At 61.8% G+C, this 15,098-nt stretch carries 17 protein-coding genes; 7 read left to right on the forward strand and 10 right to left on the reverse strand.

The features are described 5' to 3' along the window. The first annotated feature begins 117 nt into the window (after positions 1-117). Positions 118-1,794, forward strand: a complete 1,677-nt coding sequence (locus tag E2H86_RS07715; protein ID WP_133326349.1) for a hemopexin repeat-containing protein — start codon at positions 118-120, stop codon at positions 1,792-1,794. A gap of 72 nt (positions 1,795-1,866) precedes the next feature. On the opposite strand, the gene hisC is transcribed toward E2H86_RS07715, so the two are convergent. The 10 genes from hisC to E2H86_RS07765 all read right to left on the reverse strand — a co-directional run bounded on the left by hisC (position 1,867) and on the right by E2H86_RS07765 (position 9,819). Further along, the gene (hisC, locus tag E2H86_RS07720; protein WP_133326351.1) at positions 1,867-2,913 is read right to left on the reverse strand and encodes a histidinol-phosphate transaminase; all 1,047 of its coding nucleotides are present in this window, start codon (positions 2,911-2,913) and stop codon (positions 1,867-1,869) included. A gap of 2 nt (positions 2,914-2,915) precedes the next feature. Beyond that, positions 2,916-4,241, reverse strand: a complete 1,326-nt coding sequence (gene hisD, locus E2H86_RS07725) for a histidinol dehydrogenase (RefSeq protein ID WP_133326353.1) — start codon at positions 4,239-4,241, stop codon at positions 2,916-2,918. A gap of 134 nt (positions 4,242-4,375) precedes the next feature. Further along, positions 4,376-5,011 carry an ATP phosphoribosyltransferase gene (gene hisG, locus E2H86_RS07730; protein WP_046615762.1) on the reverse strand — a complete coding sequence of 212 codons (636 nt, stop codon included), beginning with the start codon at positions 5,009-5,011 and terminating at the stop codon, positions 4,376-4,378. A 110-nt stretch (positions 5,012-5,121) separates the two neighbouring features. Further along, positions 5,122-6,387, reverse strand: a complete 1,266-nt coding sequence (gene murA / locus E2H86_RS07735; RefSeq protein ID WP_133326355.1) for a UDP-N-acetylglucosamine 1-carboxyvinyltransferase — start codon at positions 6,385-6,387, stop codon at positions 5,122-5,124. 23 nt (positions 6,388-6,410) lie between these two features. Then, a complete protein-coding gene (locus E2H86_RS07740) occupies positions 6,411-6,650 on the reverse strand; it encodes a BolA family protein (RefSeq protein ID WP_133326357.1) in 240 nt (79 codons plus the stop codon). 118 nt (positions 6,651-6,768) lie between these two features. Further along, positions 6,769-7,071 (reverse strand): STAS domain-containing protein, encoded by a 303-nt coding sequence (locus E2H86_RS07745; RefSeq protein ID WP_133326359.1) that lies wholly within the window; start codon positions 7,069-7,071, stop codon positions 6,769-6,771. Beyond that, positions 7,068-7,718 carry an MlaC/ttg2D family ABC transporter substrate-binding protein gene (locus E2H86_RS07750; RefSeq protein WP_133326361.1) on the reverse strand — a complete coding sequence of 217 codons (651 nt, stop codon included), beginning with the start codon at positions 7,716-7,718 and terminating at the stop codon, positions 7,068-7,070. The genes E2H86_RS07745 and E2H86_RS07750 overlap by 4 nt, the downstream gene beginning before the upstream one ends. A gap of 9 nt (positions 7,719-7,727) precedes the next feature. Continuing rightward, positions 7,728-8,213, reverse strand: coding sequence for an outer membrane lipid asymmetry maintenance protein MlaD (gene mlaD, locus E2H86_RS07755; protein ID WP_133326363.1), 486 nt, complete (start codon positions 8,211-8,213; stop codon positions 7,728-7,730). Next, on the reverse strand, positions 8,213-9,010 hold the full coding sequence (gene mlaE / locus E2H86_RS07760) for a lipid asymmetry maintenance ABC transporter permease subunit MlaE (protein WP_133326365.1): 798 nt from the start codon (positions 9,008-9,010) through the stop codon (positions 8,213-8,215). The genes mlaD and mlaE overlap by 1 nt, the downstream gene beginning before the upstream one ends. Next, the gene (locus tag E2H86_RS07765; RefSeq protein WP_133326367.1) at positions 9,010-9,819 is read right to left on the reverse strand and encodes an ATP-binding cassette domain-containing protein; all 810 of its coding nucleotides are present in this window, start codon (positions 9,817-9,819) and stop codon (positions 9,010-9,012) included. The genes mlaE and E2H86_RS07765 overlap by 1 nt, the downstream gene beginning before the upstream one ends. A gap of 245 nt (positions 9,820-10,064) precedes the next feature. Between E2H86_RS07765 and E2H86_RS07770 the strand changes: the two genes are divergently transcribed. From E2H86_RS07770 to E2H86_RS07795, 6 genes are all read left to right on the forward strand, one after another. Beyond that, positions 10,065-11,039 carry a KpsF/GutQ family sugar-phosphate isomerase gene (locus tag E2H86_RS07770; protein ID WP_133326369.1) on the forward strand — a complete coding sequence of 325 codons (975 nt, stop codon included), beginning with the start codon at positions 10,065-10,067 and terminating at the stop codon, positions 11,037-11,039. Then, a complete protein-coding gene (locus E2H86_RS07775; RefSeq protein ID WP_133326371.1) occupies positions 11,040-11,564 on the forward strand; it encodes a KdsC family phosphatase in 525 nt (174 codons plus the stop codon). 8 nt (positions 11,565-11,572) lie between these two features. Next, entirely contained in the window at positions 11,573-12,145 is a 573-nt protein-coding gene (gene lptC, locus E2H86_RS07780; protein ID WP_133326372.1) for an LPS export ABC transporter periplasmic protein LptC, read from the forward strand. Continuing rightward, on the forward strand, positions 12,132-12,656 hold the full coding sequence (gene lptA, locus E2H86_RS07785; protein WP_133326374.1) for a lipopolysaccharide transport periplasmic protein LptA: 525 nt from the start codon (positions 12,132-12,134) through the stop codon (positions 12,654-12,656). The genes lptC and lptA overlap by 14 nt, the downstream gene beginning before the upstream one ends. Then, positions 12,657-13,382 carry an LPS export ABC transporter ATP-binding protein gene (gene lptB, locus E2H86_RS07790; protein WP_133326376.1) on the forward strand — a complete coding sequence of 242 codons (726 nt, stop codon included), beginning with the start codon at positions 12,657-12,659 and terminating at the stop codon, positions 13,380-13,382. It abuts the gene before it with no gap. A 169-nt stretch (positions 13,383-13,551) separates the two neighbouring features. After that, positions 13,552-15,045 carry an RNA polymerase factor sigma-54 gene (locus tag E2H86_RS07795; protein WP_133326378.1) on the forward strand — a complete coding sequence of 498 codons (1,494 nt, stop codon included), beginning with the start codon at positions 13,552-13,554 and terminating at the stop codon, positions 15,043-15,045. Positions 15,046-15,098: the final 53 nt, after the last annotated feature.

Consider the following 15,098-nt stretch of genomic DNA (forward strand, 5'->3'; position numbering starts at 1 on the left):
TAGGCCGCTGAAACCGCCCCAGGCAGTCTGGCGTCGAGTGTAGCGAGCGGCCAGACCATCCCCCGCAACGGGCAGGCTGGCCACACCCTGAGGGTTCAACATGAGCAGGACACCAACATGATTCCTAAAACCTTGTACATCGGTATCGATGGCGTCGATCACAGCCGTTTCGAGAAATTCTTCGGTACGCCGAGTCATTGGCACTATCACAAGGCCTACACCGGGGGCATCGTCGGCGAAGAAACGCAAGTCGGCACCTGGAGCGGCCCCGGCTGGGCCACGGCACTGACAGGCGTCTGGGCCAACAAGCACCTCATCACCGGTAATAGCGACTCACAACGCGCCAACCCGCTCTACCCTTGCATATTGCGCCACATGAAGGACTACAACCGGGAGCTGAACATCACCAGCACGGTGACCTGGTTACCGATCCACGATTTCTTTGCCAATCAGCTCAGCGACATCGACGTTGCAAGCTTCGAGAAAGATGACGCAGGCGCAGTCAGGCATGTGAAATCGCACATTGAAAGCGGCGCAGATATCAATTTCCTGCAACTGAGCGATCCAGACTACGCCGGCCATAGCTATGGCTACGGCGCCCGCTACGAAGAATCTCTGGTCACCGCATTCGCCCAGATCGAGGAGCTACGCAACGCCGTCGAGGAACGTCAGCGCGTACATCCGGAGGAACAATGGTTGATCGTGCTGACGACCGACCATGGGCGCGCCGGCAATGGTCATGGCCACGGCGGCCACAGCATCGCCGAGAAGACCGTCTTCACTGCCACCAATCTTGCACCCAACGCCGAGTTGACAGACCCTGTGACGATTCCAGGACTGAATGCGCTCTACAGTCATGCAGCTCATACTTCCATCGTGCCGACCATCCTCCGTCATATGGGAGCGCTGCAGCAGATTGAAACATGGCGTCTGGACTCCATCCCGTTCATCGGTGACCTTGGCGTTCGCAAGCCCCGGCTGGATAAGCGAAACAAAACGCTGACATGGCATTCGGATAACACCGGCAACGTCGGTATCTATAAGAACCAAACGTTCAAAGCCTATCAGCGTAGCGATGCCCAGCAGTGGGAAGATGATGCAGTGGCCGCACCGGGCAACGCTTTCTCGATCTTGCAGAATGCCACCCAGTCTCCAGTCGGCGCCCCCTACATTCGGTCAGTACTGGACTGGGGAAGTGACAAGCTCATGTTCTTCTTCGATCACGGCAACTACAGCTGTTACGACTTGACCAAGGACAGGATGGAGCCTGGCTATCCAAGGGCAATCACACCGAGCAACTGGCCAGGGCTCGCCGCCTACCAATCCAGCATCGTCGCTTCGTTCAAATGGGATGCGGAGAATGTCATGTTCTTCCTGAACGATGGCAGTTACATCAAGTACAACCGGCCCACCGGCGACATGTCCGGTTATCCACGCCCCATTCGCAACAGTAACTGGCCAGGCCTGGAGCCCTATGCAAAGCGAATAAAAACCGCTGTGCGCTGGAAGCGGGACAAGGTTTTCATCTTCCTGAACGACAACCGCTACCTGCGCTATGACGTGAAGGCAGACAGAATGGATGCGGGTTATCCATTGCAAGTCAGTAACAATCTATGGCCAGGCGTTGCACCGCACAAGGACAAGATCGTCGCGGCCGTGAGGAACGGCGAGACGAACTCCGCATTCTTCTTTCTTGATGACATGACCTATCTGAAATACGACATGGATAAAGACGGGGTTTCCGACCTCTATCCGGTCAAGCTGCCACGTTACTGGCCCGGTCTGTACTGGTGACCGAGGTGGCGGCTGGATGACCATGCTCATCGGCGCCTGCGCCGATGAGCATGAGGTCATGTCAGCGCATGATCAGTTCAATGCATCGAGCAGTGCCTGGTTCATATCAGGCGTTCCGATGGTGATGCGCAGGAACTGAGCGATCCGCGCTTGTTTGAAATGCCGCACGATCACGCCCTGCTCACGCAGGCGGGCCGCCAGCTGAGCGGCGTCCTGCTGGGGATGCCGAGCGAAGATGAAGTTGGCGGCCGATGGCAGCACCTCGAAGCCCTTGGCCACCAGCTGCTCGACCAGGGTTTCGCGGCTGTCGATGACCTTGCGGCAAGTCGCTTCGAAATAGGCGCGATCCTCGAAGGCTGCCGCAGCGCCGACAATTGCCATGCGATCGAGTGGGTAGGAGTTGAAGCTGTTCTTGATCCTTTCCAGCGCCTCGATCAGCTCCGGGTGGCCGACTGCCAAGCCCACCCGCAGGCCCGCCAGCGAACGGGACTTGGACAGGGTCTGGACCACCAGCAGATTGTCATAGCGCGACACCAGACCGATCGCCGTTTCGCCACCGAAATCGATGTAGGCCTCATCCACCACCACCACCGAATCGCGGTTGGCTTGCAGCAACTGCTCGATGGCCTGCAATGGCAGCAGGCAGCCGGTCGGCGCGTTGGGGTTGGGGAAGATGATGCCGGCGTTGGGCTTGGCGTAGTCTTCGACACGGATCTGGAACTGCTCGTCCAACGCCACCTGCTCGAACGGGATGCCATACAGGCCGCAATACACCGGGTAGAAGCTGTAGCTGATGTCTGGGAACAGCAGCGGCCCCCCGTGTTGAAACAGGCCATGGAAGATGTGCGCGAGCACCTCGTCCGAGCCATTGCCGACGAACACCTGTTGCGGCGTCACGCCGTAGTAGTCGGCCACCGCCTGCTTGAGGCGCTCGCCGTTCGGGTCCGGATACAGCCGCAGGTTATCGTCGAGCTCGCCGCGCATGGCTTCCAGCGCCTTGGGCGACGGGCCATAGGGGTTCTCGTTGGTGTTGAGCTTGACCAGACGGGCCAGCTTGGGTTGCTCGCCCGGTACGTAAGGCACCAGGTCCTTGACGAAGGGGCTCCAGAAACGGCTCATGTTCAGTTCCCCTTGTCTTGGGTCAGGATGCGGTATTCGGCGCTGCGGGCGTGGGCGGTCAACGATTCGCCCCGGGCCAGGACCGAAGCGGTGTGGCCCAGTTCGGATGCGCCCTGCTCGGAGCAGAAGATGATCGACGAACGCTTCTGGAAGTCATACACCCCCAGCGGCGAGGAGAAACGCGCGGTACCGGAGGTCGGCAGCACGTGATTGGGGCCGGCGCAGTAATCGCCCAGCGCCTCGCTGGTGTGGCGGCCCATGAAGATCGCGCCGGCATGGCGAATCTGCGGCAGCCAGGCCTGCGGATCGGCCACCGACAGCTCCAGATGCTCGGGAGCGATGCGGTTGGCCACTTCGATGGCCTGCTGCATATCCCGCACCTGGATCAGCGCGCCACGGCCATTGATCGATTTTTCGATGATCTCGGCGCGCTCCATGGTCGGCAGCAACTTGTCGATGCTGGCGGCAACGCGATCGAGGAAAGCGGCGTCAGGGCTGACCAGGATGGCCTGGGCGTCCTCATCGTGTTCGGCCTGGGAGAACAGGTCCATGGCGATCCAGTCCGGGTCGGTCTGGCCATCACACACCACGAGAATTTCCGACGGGCCGGCGATCATGTCGATGCCGACCTGGCCGAACACATGGCGCTTGGCAGTGGCCACGTAGATATTGCCGGGGCCGACGATCTTGTCCACCTGCGGCACGCTCTCGGTGCCATAGGCCAGCGCTGCGACGGCCTGCGCCCCGCCGATGGTGAACACCCGGTCGACACCGGCGATGCAGGCGGCAGCCAGCACCAGCTCATTGACCTCGCCACGCGGGGTGGGGACCACCATCACGACCTCACCGACACCGGCAACCTTGGCCGGGATGGCGTTCATCAGCACCGACGATGGATAGGAAGCCTTGCCACCTGGCACATACAAGCCGGCACGGTCCAACGGCGTGACCTTCTGGCCGAGCACGGTGCCGTCGGCCTCGGTGTATTGCCAGGAGTCCTGCTTCTGCCGCTCGTGATACACCCGCACGCGCTCTGCGGCCTTTTCCAGGGCCTCGCGCTGAACCGGCGTGATGCGCGTCAGTGCCAGTTCGAGGCGTTCGCGACCTAGGATCAGGTCATCGATCGAAGCGGCTTCGAGGCCATCGAAACGCTGGGTGAACTCGACCAGAGCCGCATCGCCGCGCTCGCGGACGGCCTTGATGATGTCCAGCACACGCTGATTGACCGCATCATCGGACACACTTTCCCAGCTCAGCAGATGATCCAGATGTCGGGCGAAATCCGGATCAGCGGCGTTGAGACGGGCAATTGCAGTGGACACGGTCATGGCGAGGGCCTCGATGATTAGCGAATGCTCAGGCGCCCTAGGCTACCAGTCCATCCGCGCGGGCACCCGAGAAAAATGGCTATGACGCGGATAGACGGGCGCGACGACAGAGGTCGCGCACAGAAGGTAGAGCGTCAGCCGCGGTGTCGCGATTCGACCGCTTCGCGCAAGGTGTCGATCAGGCTCTGGATGCGGGCGTGCTGCATCTTCATCGAAGCCTTGTTGACCACCAGACGCGAGCTGATCGTGGCGATCAGTTCCTGGGGCTCCAAGCCGTTGGCACGCAGGGTGTTGCCGGTATCGACGACGTCGATGATCTTGTCGGCGAGGTTGATCAGCGGTGCCAGCTCCATGGAGCCGTACAGCTTGATGATGTCGACCTGACGGCCCTGCTCGGCGTAATAGCGTTTGGCGACGTTGACGAACTTGGTGGCCACCCGCAGGCGCCCCTTGGGCTCCGGCGCGCCGACTACCCCGGCGGTCATCAGCTTGCAACGGGCGATCTGCAGGTCCAGAGGCTCGTACAAGCCCTGGCCGCCGTACTCCATCAGCACGTCCTTGCCGGCAACGCCAAGGTCGGCGGCACCATGCTCGACATAGGTCGGCACGTCGGTGGCACGCACGATCAGCAGGCGCACGTCATCCTGCGTGGTGGGGATGATCAGCTTGCGGCTCTTGTCCGGATTCTCGGTCGGCACGATGCCGGCTTCGGCCAGCAATGGCAGGGTATCGTCGAGGATGCGGCCTTTGGAAAGCGCGATGGTCAACATTGGAACGTCGGTCCTTAAGCGGCTACAGCCGGCCGGGTACAGGCCCGACCGTATTCAATTCGTGTGTGGGAGCGGGCCAGCCCGCTCGCACACTTTGCGCCAGCGGGCGACTAGCCCGGTACGCGGCGGATCTTCGCGCCGAGCATCTGCAGTTTCTCTTCGATGCATTCGTAGCCACGGTCGATGTGGTAGATGCGATCGATCAGGGTATCGCCATCTGCAACCAGGGCCGACAGCACCAGGCTGGCCGAGGCCCGCAGGTCGGTAGCCATGACGGGTGCACCCTTGAGCGCCGGGACACCAGTGACGATGGCGGTATTGCCCTCGACCTGGATCTGCGCGCCCATGCGGTGCATCTCGTAGACGTGCATGAAGCGGTTCTCGAAGATAGTCTCGATCACCGCGCCAGTACCTTCAGCGATGGCGTTGAGCGAGATGAACTGCGCCTGCATGTCGGTCGGGAATGCCGGGTACGGAGCGGTACGCAGGTTGACGGCCTTGGGACGCTTGCCGTGCATGTCCAGCTCGATCCAGTCTTCGCCGGTAGTGATGTCGGCGCCGGCTTCCTTGAGCTTTTCCAGTACCGCTTCGAGGATGGTCGGATCAGTGTCCTTGACCTTGACGCGACCGCCGGTGACGGCAGCGGCGACCAGGTAAGTACCGGTCTCGATACGGTCCGGCATGACGCGGTAGTTGGCCGAATCCAGACGCTCGACGCCATCGATGACGATGGTGTCGGTGCCGGCGCCCTGTACCTTGCCGCCCATGGCATTGATGAAGTTGGCCAGATCGACCACTTCAGGCTCGCGGGCGGCGTTCTGCAGCACGCTGCGACCTTTGGCCAGAGCCGCTGCCATCATGATGTTCTCGGTACCGGTCACACTGACGGTATCGAAGAAGAAGTGCGCGCCACGCAGGCCACCTTCAGGCGACTTGGCCTTGATGTAGCCACCTTCGACCTCGATCTTCGCACCCATGGCCTCGAGGCCGCGGATGTGCAGGTCGACGGGGCGCGAGCCGATGGCGCAACCGCCTGGCAGGGCCACTTCGGCCTCGCCGAAACGGGCGACCATCGGGCCCAGCACGAGGATCGAGGCGCGCATGGTCTTGACCAGCTCGTAGGGTGCGACCAGGGTCTTGATGGTGCGTGGGTCGATTTCCACCGCGAGCTTTTCGTCGATCACAGGCTCGATGCCCATGCGACCGAACAACTCGATCATGGTGGTGATGTCATGCAGGTGTGGCAGGTTGCCCACGGTGACCGGGCCATCGGCCAACAAGGTCGCCGCCAGGATCGGCAGGGCCGCGTTTTTCGCGCCCGAAATGCGGATCTCGCCGTCGAGACGCGCGCCGCCAGTGATAATCAGTTTGTCCATTGGAGTCTCGCCGCCAAGTTGGCTCAGGTGCGCTCAGCCCAGGCTGCGCTGCTGAAAAATTTCATGGTTACCGCATGGATGCTGCCATCGGCGATCCAGGGATTCAGGTGAGCATAGATCGCCTGTTGGCGCTTGACCGGGCTCAGGCCGGCCAGCTCGTCGCTGATCACGTTCAATTGGAAGTTGCAGCCTTCGCCTTCAACTTCAACCCGGGATCCCGGCAATTTTTCTTCAAGGAAGCTTTTAACTTCTACGGCCTGCATGCTCAACCTCAATCGGCGCCCGATGCGCACGGGTCGGCCATCATACAAAAAAGCCCCTCGCCTGCGAAGCCCAACAGAGGAGTACGCTGACCGAGGGGCCTTTCACTCGGGCAAGCGGTCAGCTTGCCAATACCTCATCGAGGTCGTAGACCTCGGCGATTTCCCGCATGTCGTCGGGCATGCCGCGCACCTCACAGGCCTTGCCGGCGCCCTGGGCATCACGGATGAACGCCAGCAGCAGCGACAAGCCGACACTGCTGGTCTTGACCACGCCAGAGCAATCGAGCACCAGGCGTGATTCGCGACAGGAGGCGATCAGCCCCTTGCCCTGCTTGCGCAGGGCCGGGCCGCTGCGGTAATCGAGCACCCCGGCCAGGCGCAATACACCTGGCTCGGCCATGCTTACAGCGGCCTCGCTCATTGCACTTCCTTTTCAGGCGAGTTCTCGGCGGTCTGCTTGGCCTTGGCCACCTCGCCAGCCCAACCGTCGATGGTCTTGTCCAAGTCGTTGCCGTTGCGCTGCATGGCATCGGCGAACTGGTCGCGGAACAGCTTGCCGATGTTGATGCCGTTGACGATCACGTTACGGACCTTCCACTCGCCACCGATGTTTTCCAGGGTGTATTGCACAGGGTACACGGCGCCGTTGTTGCCGGTGACTTTCATGCCGACGCTGGCGCGCTTGCCGTCATCGGACTTGGCCGGATCGACGGTGATGCCCTGATTGTTGTACTCGAGCAAGGCGTTGCCGTAGAACTGCATCAGGCTGCGCTTGAAGTTTTCCTGGAAGCGCTGCATCTGTGCGGGCGTAGCTTTGCGCGAGTATTTGACGGTCATGATGCTGCGCGAAATACCCTCGGCGTCCACTACCGGGCCAAGGATGCGGTTGAGCGCATCGTAGAAGGCGCTGGGGTTGGACTTGTACTGCTCCTTGTTGGCCTTGAGGTCGCCGAGCAGTTCGTTGGTCGTGCTCTGAACCACGTCGTGCGGCGACTGCGCGGCTGCAAAGGTCAGCAGAGGGAAGGCCGCCAGCAGGACCAGCAGGCCACGTCGCAGGATCGAAATCATGGAAACTCCTTAATTAGCCGGTTGCGCTTCTTTCGGTTCCTTGCCCACGGTATTGAGCAGGAACTTGCCAATCAGATCTTCCAGCACCAGCGCAGACTGGGTGTCATGGATGGTCGAGCCATCCTTGAGCACGTCTTCTTCACCGCCCACGCTGATGCCGATGTACTTCTCGCCAAGCAATCCGGCGGTCAGGATCGAGGCAGTGGAGTCGGTCGGCAGGTTGTCGACCGACTTGTCCAACTGCAGGGTCACCCGACCCGTGTAGGAATCGCGATCCAGATCGATGGCGGTGACCTTGCCGATGGTCACACCGGCCATGGTCACTTTAGCTCTGACCGTCAAACCGGCGATATTGTCGAAGTACGCATAAACTTTGTAGGTATCGCTGCTCGGGCTGGCGGAAAGCCCGCTGACACGCAGGGCCAGCAGCAGCAGCGCCAGGATCCCGGCCAGGAGGAACAGGCCGACACCGATTTCCAGGGTGCGGTTTTGCATCAGAAATCTCCAAACATCAAGGCGGTCAGAATAAAGTCCAGACCCAGTACCGCCAACGAGGCGTAGACCACGGTCTTGGTGGTGGCACGGCTGATCCCCTCGGAGGTGGGCTCACAGTCATACCCCTGGAACACGGCGATCCAGGTGGTGACGAAGGCGAACACCAGGCTCTTGATCAGCCCGTTGAGCACGTCGTCGGTAAAGGACACACTGTTCTGCATGTTGGCCCAGAACGAGCCTTCGTAGACGCCCAGCCAGTCGACCGCGACCCACGAACCACCCCAGATGCCGACCACGCTGAAGATCAGCGCCAGCAGCGGCAGCGAGATGAAACCGGCCCACAGGCGTGGTGCGACGATGTACTTGAGCGGGTCGACGCCGATCATCTCGAGGCTCGACAGCTGCTCGGTGGACTTCATGTTGCCGATCTCGGCGGTCAGCGCCGAGCCTGCACGGCCAGCGAACAGCAGCGCGGTGACCACCGGTCCGAGCTCGCGCAGCAGGGTCAGTGCAACCATTTGCCCCACCGCCTGCTCCGACCCGTACTTGGTCAGAATGTTATAGCCCTGCAGCGCCAGCACCATGCCGATGAACACGCCGGAAACGACGATGATCGCCAGCGACAGCACGCCCACTGAATACAGCTGTTTGGTCAGTAGCTGGAAGCCACCGCCGATTCCACCCCGGCCAAACAGCGCATGGAACAGGAACAGGCCGGAGCGCCCCAGGACCGCCAGCACGTCGATCGCCGAGCGACCGAACAGGCGGATACGTTCGAGTAAGGATTTCTTGCGCATCACCGCGCTCCCAGCAGGTCGGCGCGGTAATCAGGCGCAGGGAAGTGGAATGGCACCGGACCGTCCGGGTCGCCCTTCATGAACTGGCGGATACGCGGATTGTCCGAGCCCATCAGCTCGTCGGGCGTGCCTTGACCGAGCACCTGACCATCACCGACCACGTAGATGTAGTCGGCGATGCTGGCGGTTTCGGCCAGGTCGTGCGACACCACGATGCTGGTGATGCCCAGGGCATCGTTGAGCAGGCGGATCAGACGCACCAGCACGCCCATGGCGATTGGGTCCTGGCCGACGAACGGCTCGTCGTACATGAGGATCTGTGGGTCCAGGGCGATCGCCCGGGCCAACGCCACACGACGCTTCATACCGCCGGAGAGTTCGTCGGGCATCAGGTCGATGGCACCGCGCAGGCCCACCGCCTGGAGCTTCATCAGGACGATGTCGCGGATCATTTCGTCCGACAGCTGTGTATGCACCCGCAGCGGAAACGCCACGTTCTCGAACACGTCGAGGTCGGTGAACAGGGCGCCGCTCTGGAATAGCACGCCCATCTGCTTGCGCGCATCGAACAGGTCGCTGCGCGACAGCGCCGGCAGATTCTGCCCGGCCACCCACACCTCGCCGCTCGAGGGGCGCAGCTGCGCGCCCATCAGGCGCAGCAGCGTGGTCTTGCCGCAACCCGACGGCCCCATGATCCCAGTGACCTTGCCACGCGGGATGCGGATGTCGACGTTGCTGAAAATGCTGCGCGAACCGCGCTTGAAGGTGACACCCTTCAACTCGACCGCGTAGGCGCTATCCACACTCATCTAGACTCCTTGCTGATGCAACCTCGTCCTTATGGACGCTGGCCCCCTTCATGAAGGCACACGCATCCCTGACGGGCCGAATAGCGGCGAACTATAGCACCGCTGACCGCCCGTCCCCAAGGCCATCACCGCGCTCGTTCAGCCCGGCGACAGGCAACCCTGTCGCCATGTGACAATCGAATGATGAGGCTTTTGCACATTGCCGCTATAATCGGCGCCTTTTCATCAGGCATTGCTTTTTCGACATGAGCCAATCCAGCGAGCTGATCCAATCCGCCCAGCGTACCCTGCGCCTTGAACTCGAAGCCGTGGAGGGCCTGCTGGCACGTATCGACGCCAGTTTCGTCAAGGCCTGCGAGCTGATCCTGGCGAGCAAGGGCCGGGTCGTCGTGGTCGGGATGGGCAAGTCCGGACACATCGGCAACAAGATCGCCGCCACGCTGGCCAGCACCGGAACCCCGGCATTCTTCGTGCACCCTGCCGAAGCCAGCCACGGCGACATGGGCATGATCACCCGCGACGATGTCATCCTGGCCCTGTCCAACTCCGGCAGCACCGCCGAGATCGTCACCCTGCTGCCGCTGATCAAGCGCCTGGGCATCCAGATGATCAGCCTTACCGGCAACCCCGACTCGCCCCTGGCCCAGGCCGCCGAGGTCAATCTCGATGCCCGCGTCCCGCAGGAGGCCTGCCCGCTGAACCTGGCGCCCACCTCCTCGACCACGGCGGCATTGGTGCTTGGCGACGCCCTCGCCATCGCGCTGCTCGAGGCCCGCGGCTTCACTGCCGAGGATTTCGCCTTCTCGCATCCCGGCGGCGCCCTCGGACGACGCCTGCTGCTCAAGGTCGAGAACGTCATGCACAGCGGCGACGAGCTGCCATCGGTGAAACGTGGCACCCTGCTCAAGGACGCACTCCTTGAAATGTCTCGCAAAGGTTTGGGCATGACCGTGGTCCTCGAAGCAGACGGCAAACTGGCCGGCGTGTTCACCGACGGTGATCTGCGTCGCAGCCTGGACCGCAACATCGACGTGCACACCACCTTGATCGACCAGGTGATGACCGTGCACGGCAAGACCGCCCGCGCCGAAATGCTCGCCGCCGAGGCCCTGAAGATCATGGAAGACCACAAGATTGGCGCGCTGGTGGTGGTCGACCAGGACGACCGCCCGTCCGGCGCCCTGAACATGCACGACCTGCTGCGCGCCGGAGTGATGTAAATGAACCAAGACCTGATGCAACGCGGCAAGGCCATCAAGCTGGCCGTATTCGACGTCGACGGCGTGCTCACCGATGGGCGCCTGTACTTCCTCGAAGATGGCAGCGAATTCAAGACCTTCAACACCCTCGACGGCCAGGGCATCAAGATGCTGATGGCTTCCGGGGTGACCACGGCGATCATCAGCGGACGCAAGACGCCGGTAGTCGAGCGCCGGGCGAAGAACCTCGGCATACCGCACCTGTACCAGGGCCGCGAAGACAAACTGGTGGTGTTGGACGGCCTGCTCGCCGAACTGGGCCTAAGCTATGAGCAGGTCGCCTATCTGGGTGACGACCTGCCTGATCTGCCGGTGATTCGCCGCGTCGGCCTGGGCATGGCGGTAGCCAGCGCCGCACCGTTCGTTCGCCAGCACGCCGACGGCGTGACCCAGGCACGTGGCGGCGAAGGGGCCGCCCGCGAGTTCTGCGAACTGATCATGCAGGCCCAGGGTACCCTGGACGCTGCCAACGCCAACTACCTCTAAGGCTGCCCATGTTCAGCAAGAAAGCCCGAAACATCGCGCTGCTCGGGGTCATCGCCGCCCTGCTGGTGGCCGTCGGCTACTGGAACGTCAGCCCCGAGAGCTTCCTCGACAAGCCGGTGGCACAGGTCGACGAAAGCGCCATCGACTACTATGCGGTCAATGCCCATACCTTGCAGTTCCTGCCCGACGGCAAGCTGCAGTACGAGATGACCGCCGACAAGGTCGAGCACCTCAAGGCCAGCGAGGTCACCCTGGTGACCACACCCGACCTGCACCTGTACCGGGGCACCGCGTACCCTTGGCACGTACAGAGCGTTCGCGCCGAAGTCAATCCGGACGGCACCGAGGTGGAGCTGATCGACAAGGTTCGCGTGGCCCGCACCGACGAAAAGCAGCGCGAAACCATCATTACCAGTTCACGCATGACCGTCTTCCCGCAGAAGCAATATGCGCAGACCGATCAAGCCGTTAGAATCGACGGCGCCGGTGGCACAACTACGGGCAAAGGAATGAAAGCGTATTTGAAAGAAAGCAAGATGGACTTGCTCTCTAACGTAAGAGGACAGTATGAGGCTCGTTAAAACCCTCCCCCTTCTGCTCAGCCTGAGCGCAGCACTGGGAAGCGCGAGCGCCTTCGCCCTGCCTAACGACCGTGACCAGCCGATCCGTATCCAGGCCGACAACGCTCACCTGGACGACAAGCAAGGCGTAGCCACCTACACCGGCGATGTCATCATCACCCAGGGCTCGATGATGATCAAAGGCAACACCGTGACCATCACCCGCGCCCAATCGGGCGACATCGACGTGGTGACCTCGGTGGGCAACCTGGCCTACTTCGAGCAGCAGCAGAGCGCAGCCAAGCCCGACAAGATGAAAGGCTGGGCGGTGACCATCCAGTACCAGGCCCAGAAAGACATCGTGATCCTCACCGACCGCGCCAAGGTCGAGAACGAGGGCAACACCACCGAAGGCGAGAAAATCGTCTACAACACCAAGACCCAGGTGGCGACCGCAGGTCGCGGTGGCAACGTGACCTCTCCGCGCCAACGCATCGACATGGTCATCCAGCCGAAGAAGAAGGCCGAGTAAATGGCAACCCTCAAAGCCCAGCACCTGGCCAAGAGCTACAAGGGCCGACAGGTCGTACGCGACGTCAGCCTGTCCATCGACAGCGGCCAGATCGTCGGCCTGCTAGGCCCCAACGGCGCCGGCAAGACCACCTGCTTCTACATGATCGTCGGCCTGGTCCAGGCCGAACAGGGCCGTGTACTGATCGACAACCTCGACGTCAGCCACCAGCCCATGCACGGTCGAGCTCGCGCCGGCATCGGCTACCTGCCACAGGAGGCCTCGATCTTCCGCAAGCTGTCGGTGGCCGACAACATCATGGCCATTCTCGAGACCCGCAAGGACCTCGACCGTGACGGGCGACGCAAAGAGCTCGAAAGCCTGCTGCAGGAATTCCACATCAGCCACATCCGCGACAACCTCGGCATGAGCCTCTCAGGTGGCGAACGCCGCCGTGTCGAGATCGCCCGCGCCCTGGCCACCGCACCGAAATTCATCCTGCTCGACGAACCGTTCGCAGGGGTCGACCCGATTTCCGTCGGCGACATCAAGCAGATCATCCATCACCTCAAAGCCAAGGGTATCGGTGTACTGATCACCGACCACAACGTCCGTGAGACGCTGGATATCTGCGAGACCGCCTACATCGTCAATGATGGCCAGTTGATCGCCGAAGGCGACGCCGAAACCATCCTGGCCAATGAATTGGTGAAAGAGGTATACCTGGGCCACGAGTTCCGACTCTGACCCGGGCTTGCCTGGGCACTGGTAAACGGGGCTCAAGCTGGCCTAAGTTGTTACAGTGCTCTAGGCAAACGCTACAAATTAAGGCATAAAACTTGCTTGAATTCAGCGCCTCGGCGCCCTGTAGTGGATGGCGCATGCGCGCCGGCGAACAAGGTATTTAGCCCCAGCCATGAAACCATCGCTCGTCCTAAAAATGGGCCAGCAACTGACGATGACCCCGCAGTTGCAACAGGCCATCCGTCTGCTCCAGCTTTCGACCCTGGATCTTCAGCAGGAAATCCAGGAAGCGCTGGAGTCGAACCCGATGCTCGAACGTCAGGAAGACGGCGAAGACTTCGACAACAGCGACCCGATGGCGGACAACGCCGAGAACAAGCCGGTTGCCGAAGCCCAGGACAACAGCTTCCAGGAAACCACGGCCAGTGCCGAGAACCTGGAAGAAGGTGAGTGGAACGAGCGCATCCCCAACGAACTTCCGGTCGACACGGCCTGGGAAGACATCTACCAGACCAGCGCCAGCAGCCTGCCCAGCAACGATGACGACGAGTGGGACTTCACCACTCGCACCTCCGCTGGCGAGAGCCTGCAGAGCCACCTGCTGTGGCAGTTGAACCTGGCGCCGATGTCCGACACCGATCGCCTGATCGCCGTCACCCTCATCGACAGCATCAACGGCCAGGGCTACCTGGAAGACACCCTCGAGGAAATCTGCCAGGGCTTCGACCCCGAACTGGACATCGAACTCGACGAAGTCGAGGCCGTGCTCCACCGCATCCAGCAATTCGAGCCGGCCGGCGTCGGAGCCCGCAACCTGGGCGAATGCCTGCTGCTGCAACTGCGTCAATTACCGAAGAACACGCCATGGATGGCCGAGGCCCAGCGCCTGGTCAGCGACTTCATCGACCTGCTCGGCAGCCGCGACTACAGCCAGTTGATGCGCCGCATGAAGCTCAAGGAAGATGAACTGCGCCAGGTGATCGAGCTGGTGCAGAGCCTCAATCCCCGCCCGGGCTCGCAGATCGAGTCCAGCGAGCCGGAGTACGTGGTGCCGGACGTGATCGTGCGCAAGGACAGCGACCGCTGGCTGGTCGAACTGAACCAGGAAGCCATCCCCCGCCTGCGGGTCAACCCGCAGTATGCAGGCTTCGTACGGCGCGCCGACACCAGCGCCGACAACACCTTCATGCGCAATCAGCTGCAAGAGGCGCGCTGGTTCATCAAGAGCCTGCAGAGCCGCAACGAAACGCTGATGAAGGTCGCGACGCAGATCGTCGAGCACCAGCGCGGCTTCCTCGACCACGGCGACGAGGCGATGAAGCCCCTGGTGCTGCACGACATCGCCGAGGCAGTGGGCATGCATGAATCGACCATTTCCCGGGTGACCACGCAGAAATACATGCACACGCCCCGTGGCATCTACGAACTGAAATACTTTTTCTCCAGCCACGTCAGCACCGCCGAAGGCGGCGAATGCTCGTCCACGGCGATTCGCGCAATCATCAAGAAACTGGTGGCTGCGGAAAATCAGAAAAAGCCATTGAGTGACAGCAAGATCGCTGGTTTACTGGAGGCACAAGGCATCCAGGTAGCCCGTCGCACCGTCGCCAAGTACCGCGAGTCCCTCGGCATCGCACCGTCGAGTGAGCGCAAGCGACTGATGTAGCCCCTGGGTATGCCAACGCGTTTTCGGGGCAGGTGCAATACCTGCCTCCTTAT

This window comes from Pseudomonas putida (genome assembly GCF_004357765.1).
Lineage (GTDB): Bacteria > Pseudomonadota > Gammaproteobacteria > Pseudomonadales > Pseudomonadaceae > Aquipseudomonas > Aquipseudomonas putida_U.

Excerpts from the sequence above, each read along its gene's own strand:
- E2H86_RS07775 (WP_133326371.1), top strand. The coding sequence starts at position 11,040 with ATGAACCAAGACCTGATGCAACGCGGCAAGGCCATCAAGCTGGCCGTA.
- E2H86_RS07795 (WP_133326378.1), top strand. The coding sequence starts at position 13,552 with ATGAAACCATCGCTCGTCCTAAAAATGGGCCAGCAACTGACGATGACC.
- hisD (WP_133326353.1), bottom strand. The coding sequence starts at position 4,241 with ATGACCGTGTCCACTGCAATTGCCCGTCTCAACGCCGCTGATCCGGAT.
- lptC (WP_133326372.1), top strand. The coding sequence starts at position 11,573 with ATGTTCAGCAAGAAAGCCCGAAACATCGCGCTGCTCGGGGTCATCGCC.
- hisG (WP_046615762.1), bottom strand. The coding sequence starts at position 5,011 with ATGTTGACCATCGCGCTTTCCAAAGGCCGCATCCTCGACGATACCCTG.
- mlaD (WP_133326363.1), bottom strand. The coding sequence starts at position 8,213 with ATGCAAAACCGCACCCTGGAAATCGGTGTCGGCCTGTTCCTCCTGGCC.
- E2H86_RS07715 (WP_133326349.1), top strand. The coding sequence starts at position 118 with ATGATTCCTAAAACCTTGTACATCGGTATCGATGGCGTCGATCACAGC.
- hisC (WP_133326351.1), bottom strand. The coding sequence starts at position 2,913 with ATGAGCCGTTTCTGGAGCCCCTTCGTCAAGGACCTGGTGCCTTACGTA.
- murA (WP_133326355.1), bottom strand. The coding sequence starts at position 6,387 with ATGGACAAACTGATTATCACTGGCGGCGCGCGTCTCGACGGCGAGATC.
- mlaE (WP_133326365.1), bottom strand. The coding sequence starts at position 9,010 with ATGCGCAAGAAATCCTTACTCGAACGTATCCGCCTGTTCGGTCGCTCG.
- E2H86_RS07745 (WP_133326359.1), bottom strand. The coding sequence starts at position 7,071 with ATGAGCGAGGCCGCTGTAAGCATGGCCGAGCCAGGTGTATTGCGCCTG.
- E2H86_RS07765 (WP_133326367.1), bottom strand. The coding sequence starts at position 9,819 with ATGAGTGTGGATAGCGCCTACGCGGTCGAGTTGAAGGGTGTCACCTTC.
- E2H86_RS07770 (WP_133326369.1), top strand. The coding sequence starts at position 10,065 with ATGAGCCAATCCAGCGAGCTGATCCAATCCGCCCAGCGTACCCTGCGC.
- lptA (WP_133326374.1), top strand. The coding sequence starts at position 12,132 with ATGAGGCTCGTTAAAACCCTCCCCCTTCTGCTCAGCCTGAGCGCAGCA.
- lptB (WP_133326376.1), top strand. The coding sequence starts at position 12,657 with ATGGCAACCCTCAAAGCCCAGCACCTGGCCAAGAGCTACAAGGGCCGA.
- E2H86_RS07750 (WP_133326361.1), bottom strand. The coding sequence starts at position 7,718 with ATGATTTCGATCCTGCGACGTGGCCTGCTGGTCCTGCTGGCGGCCTTC.
- E2H86_RS07740 (WP_133326357.1), bottom strand. The coding sequence starts at position 6,650 with ATGCAGGCCGTAGAAGTTAAAAGCTTCCTTGAAGAAAAATTGCCGGGA.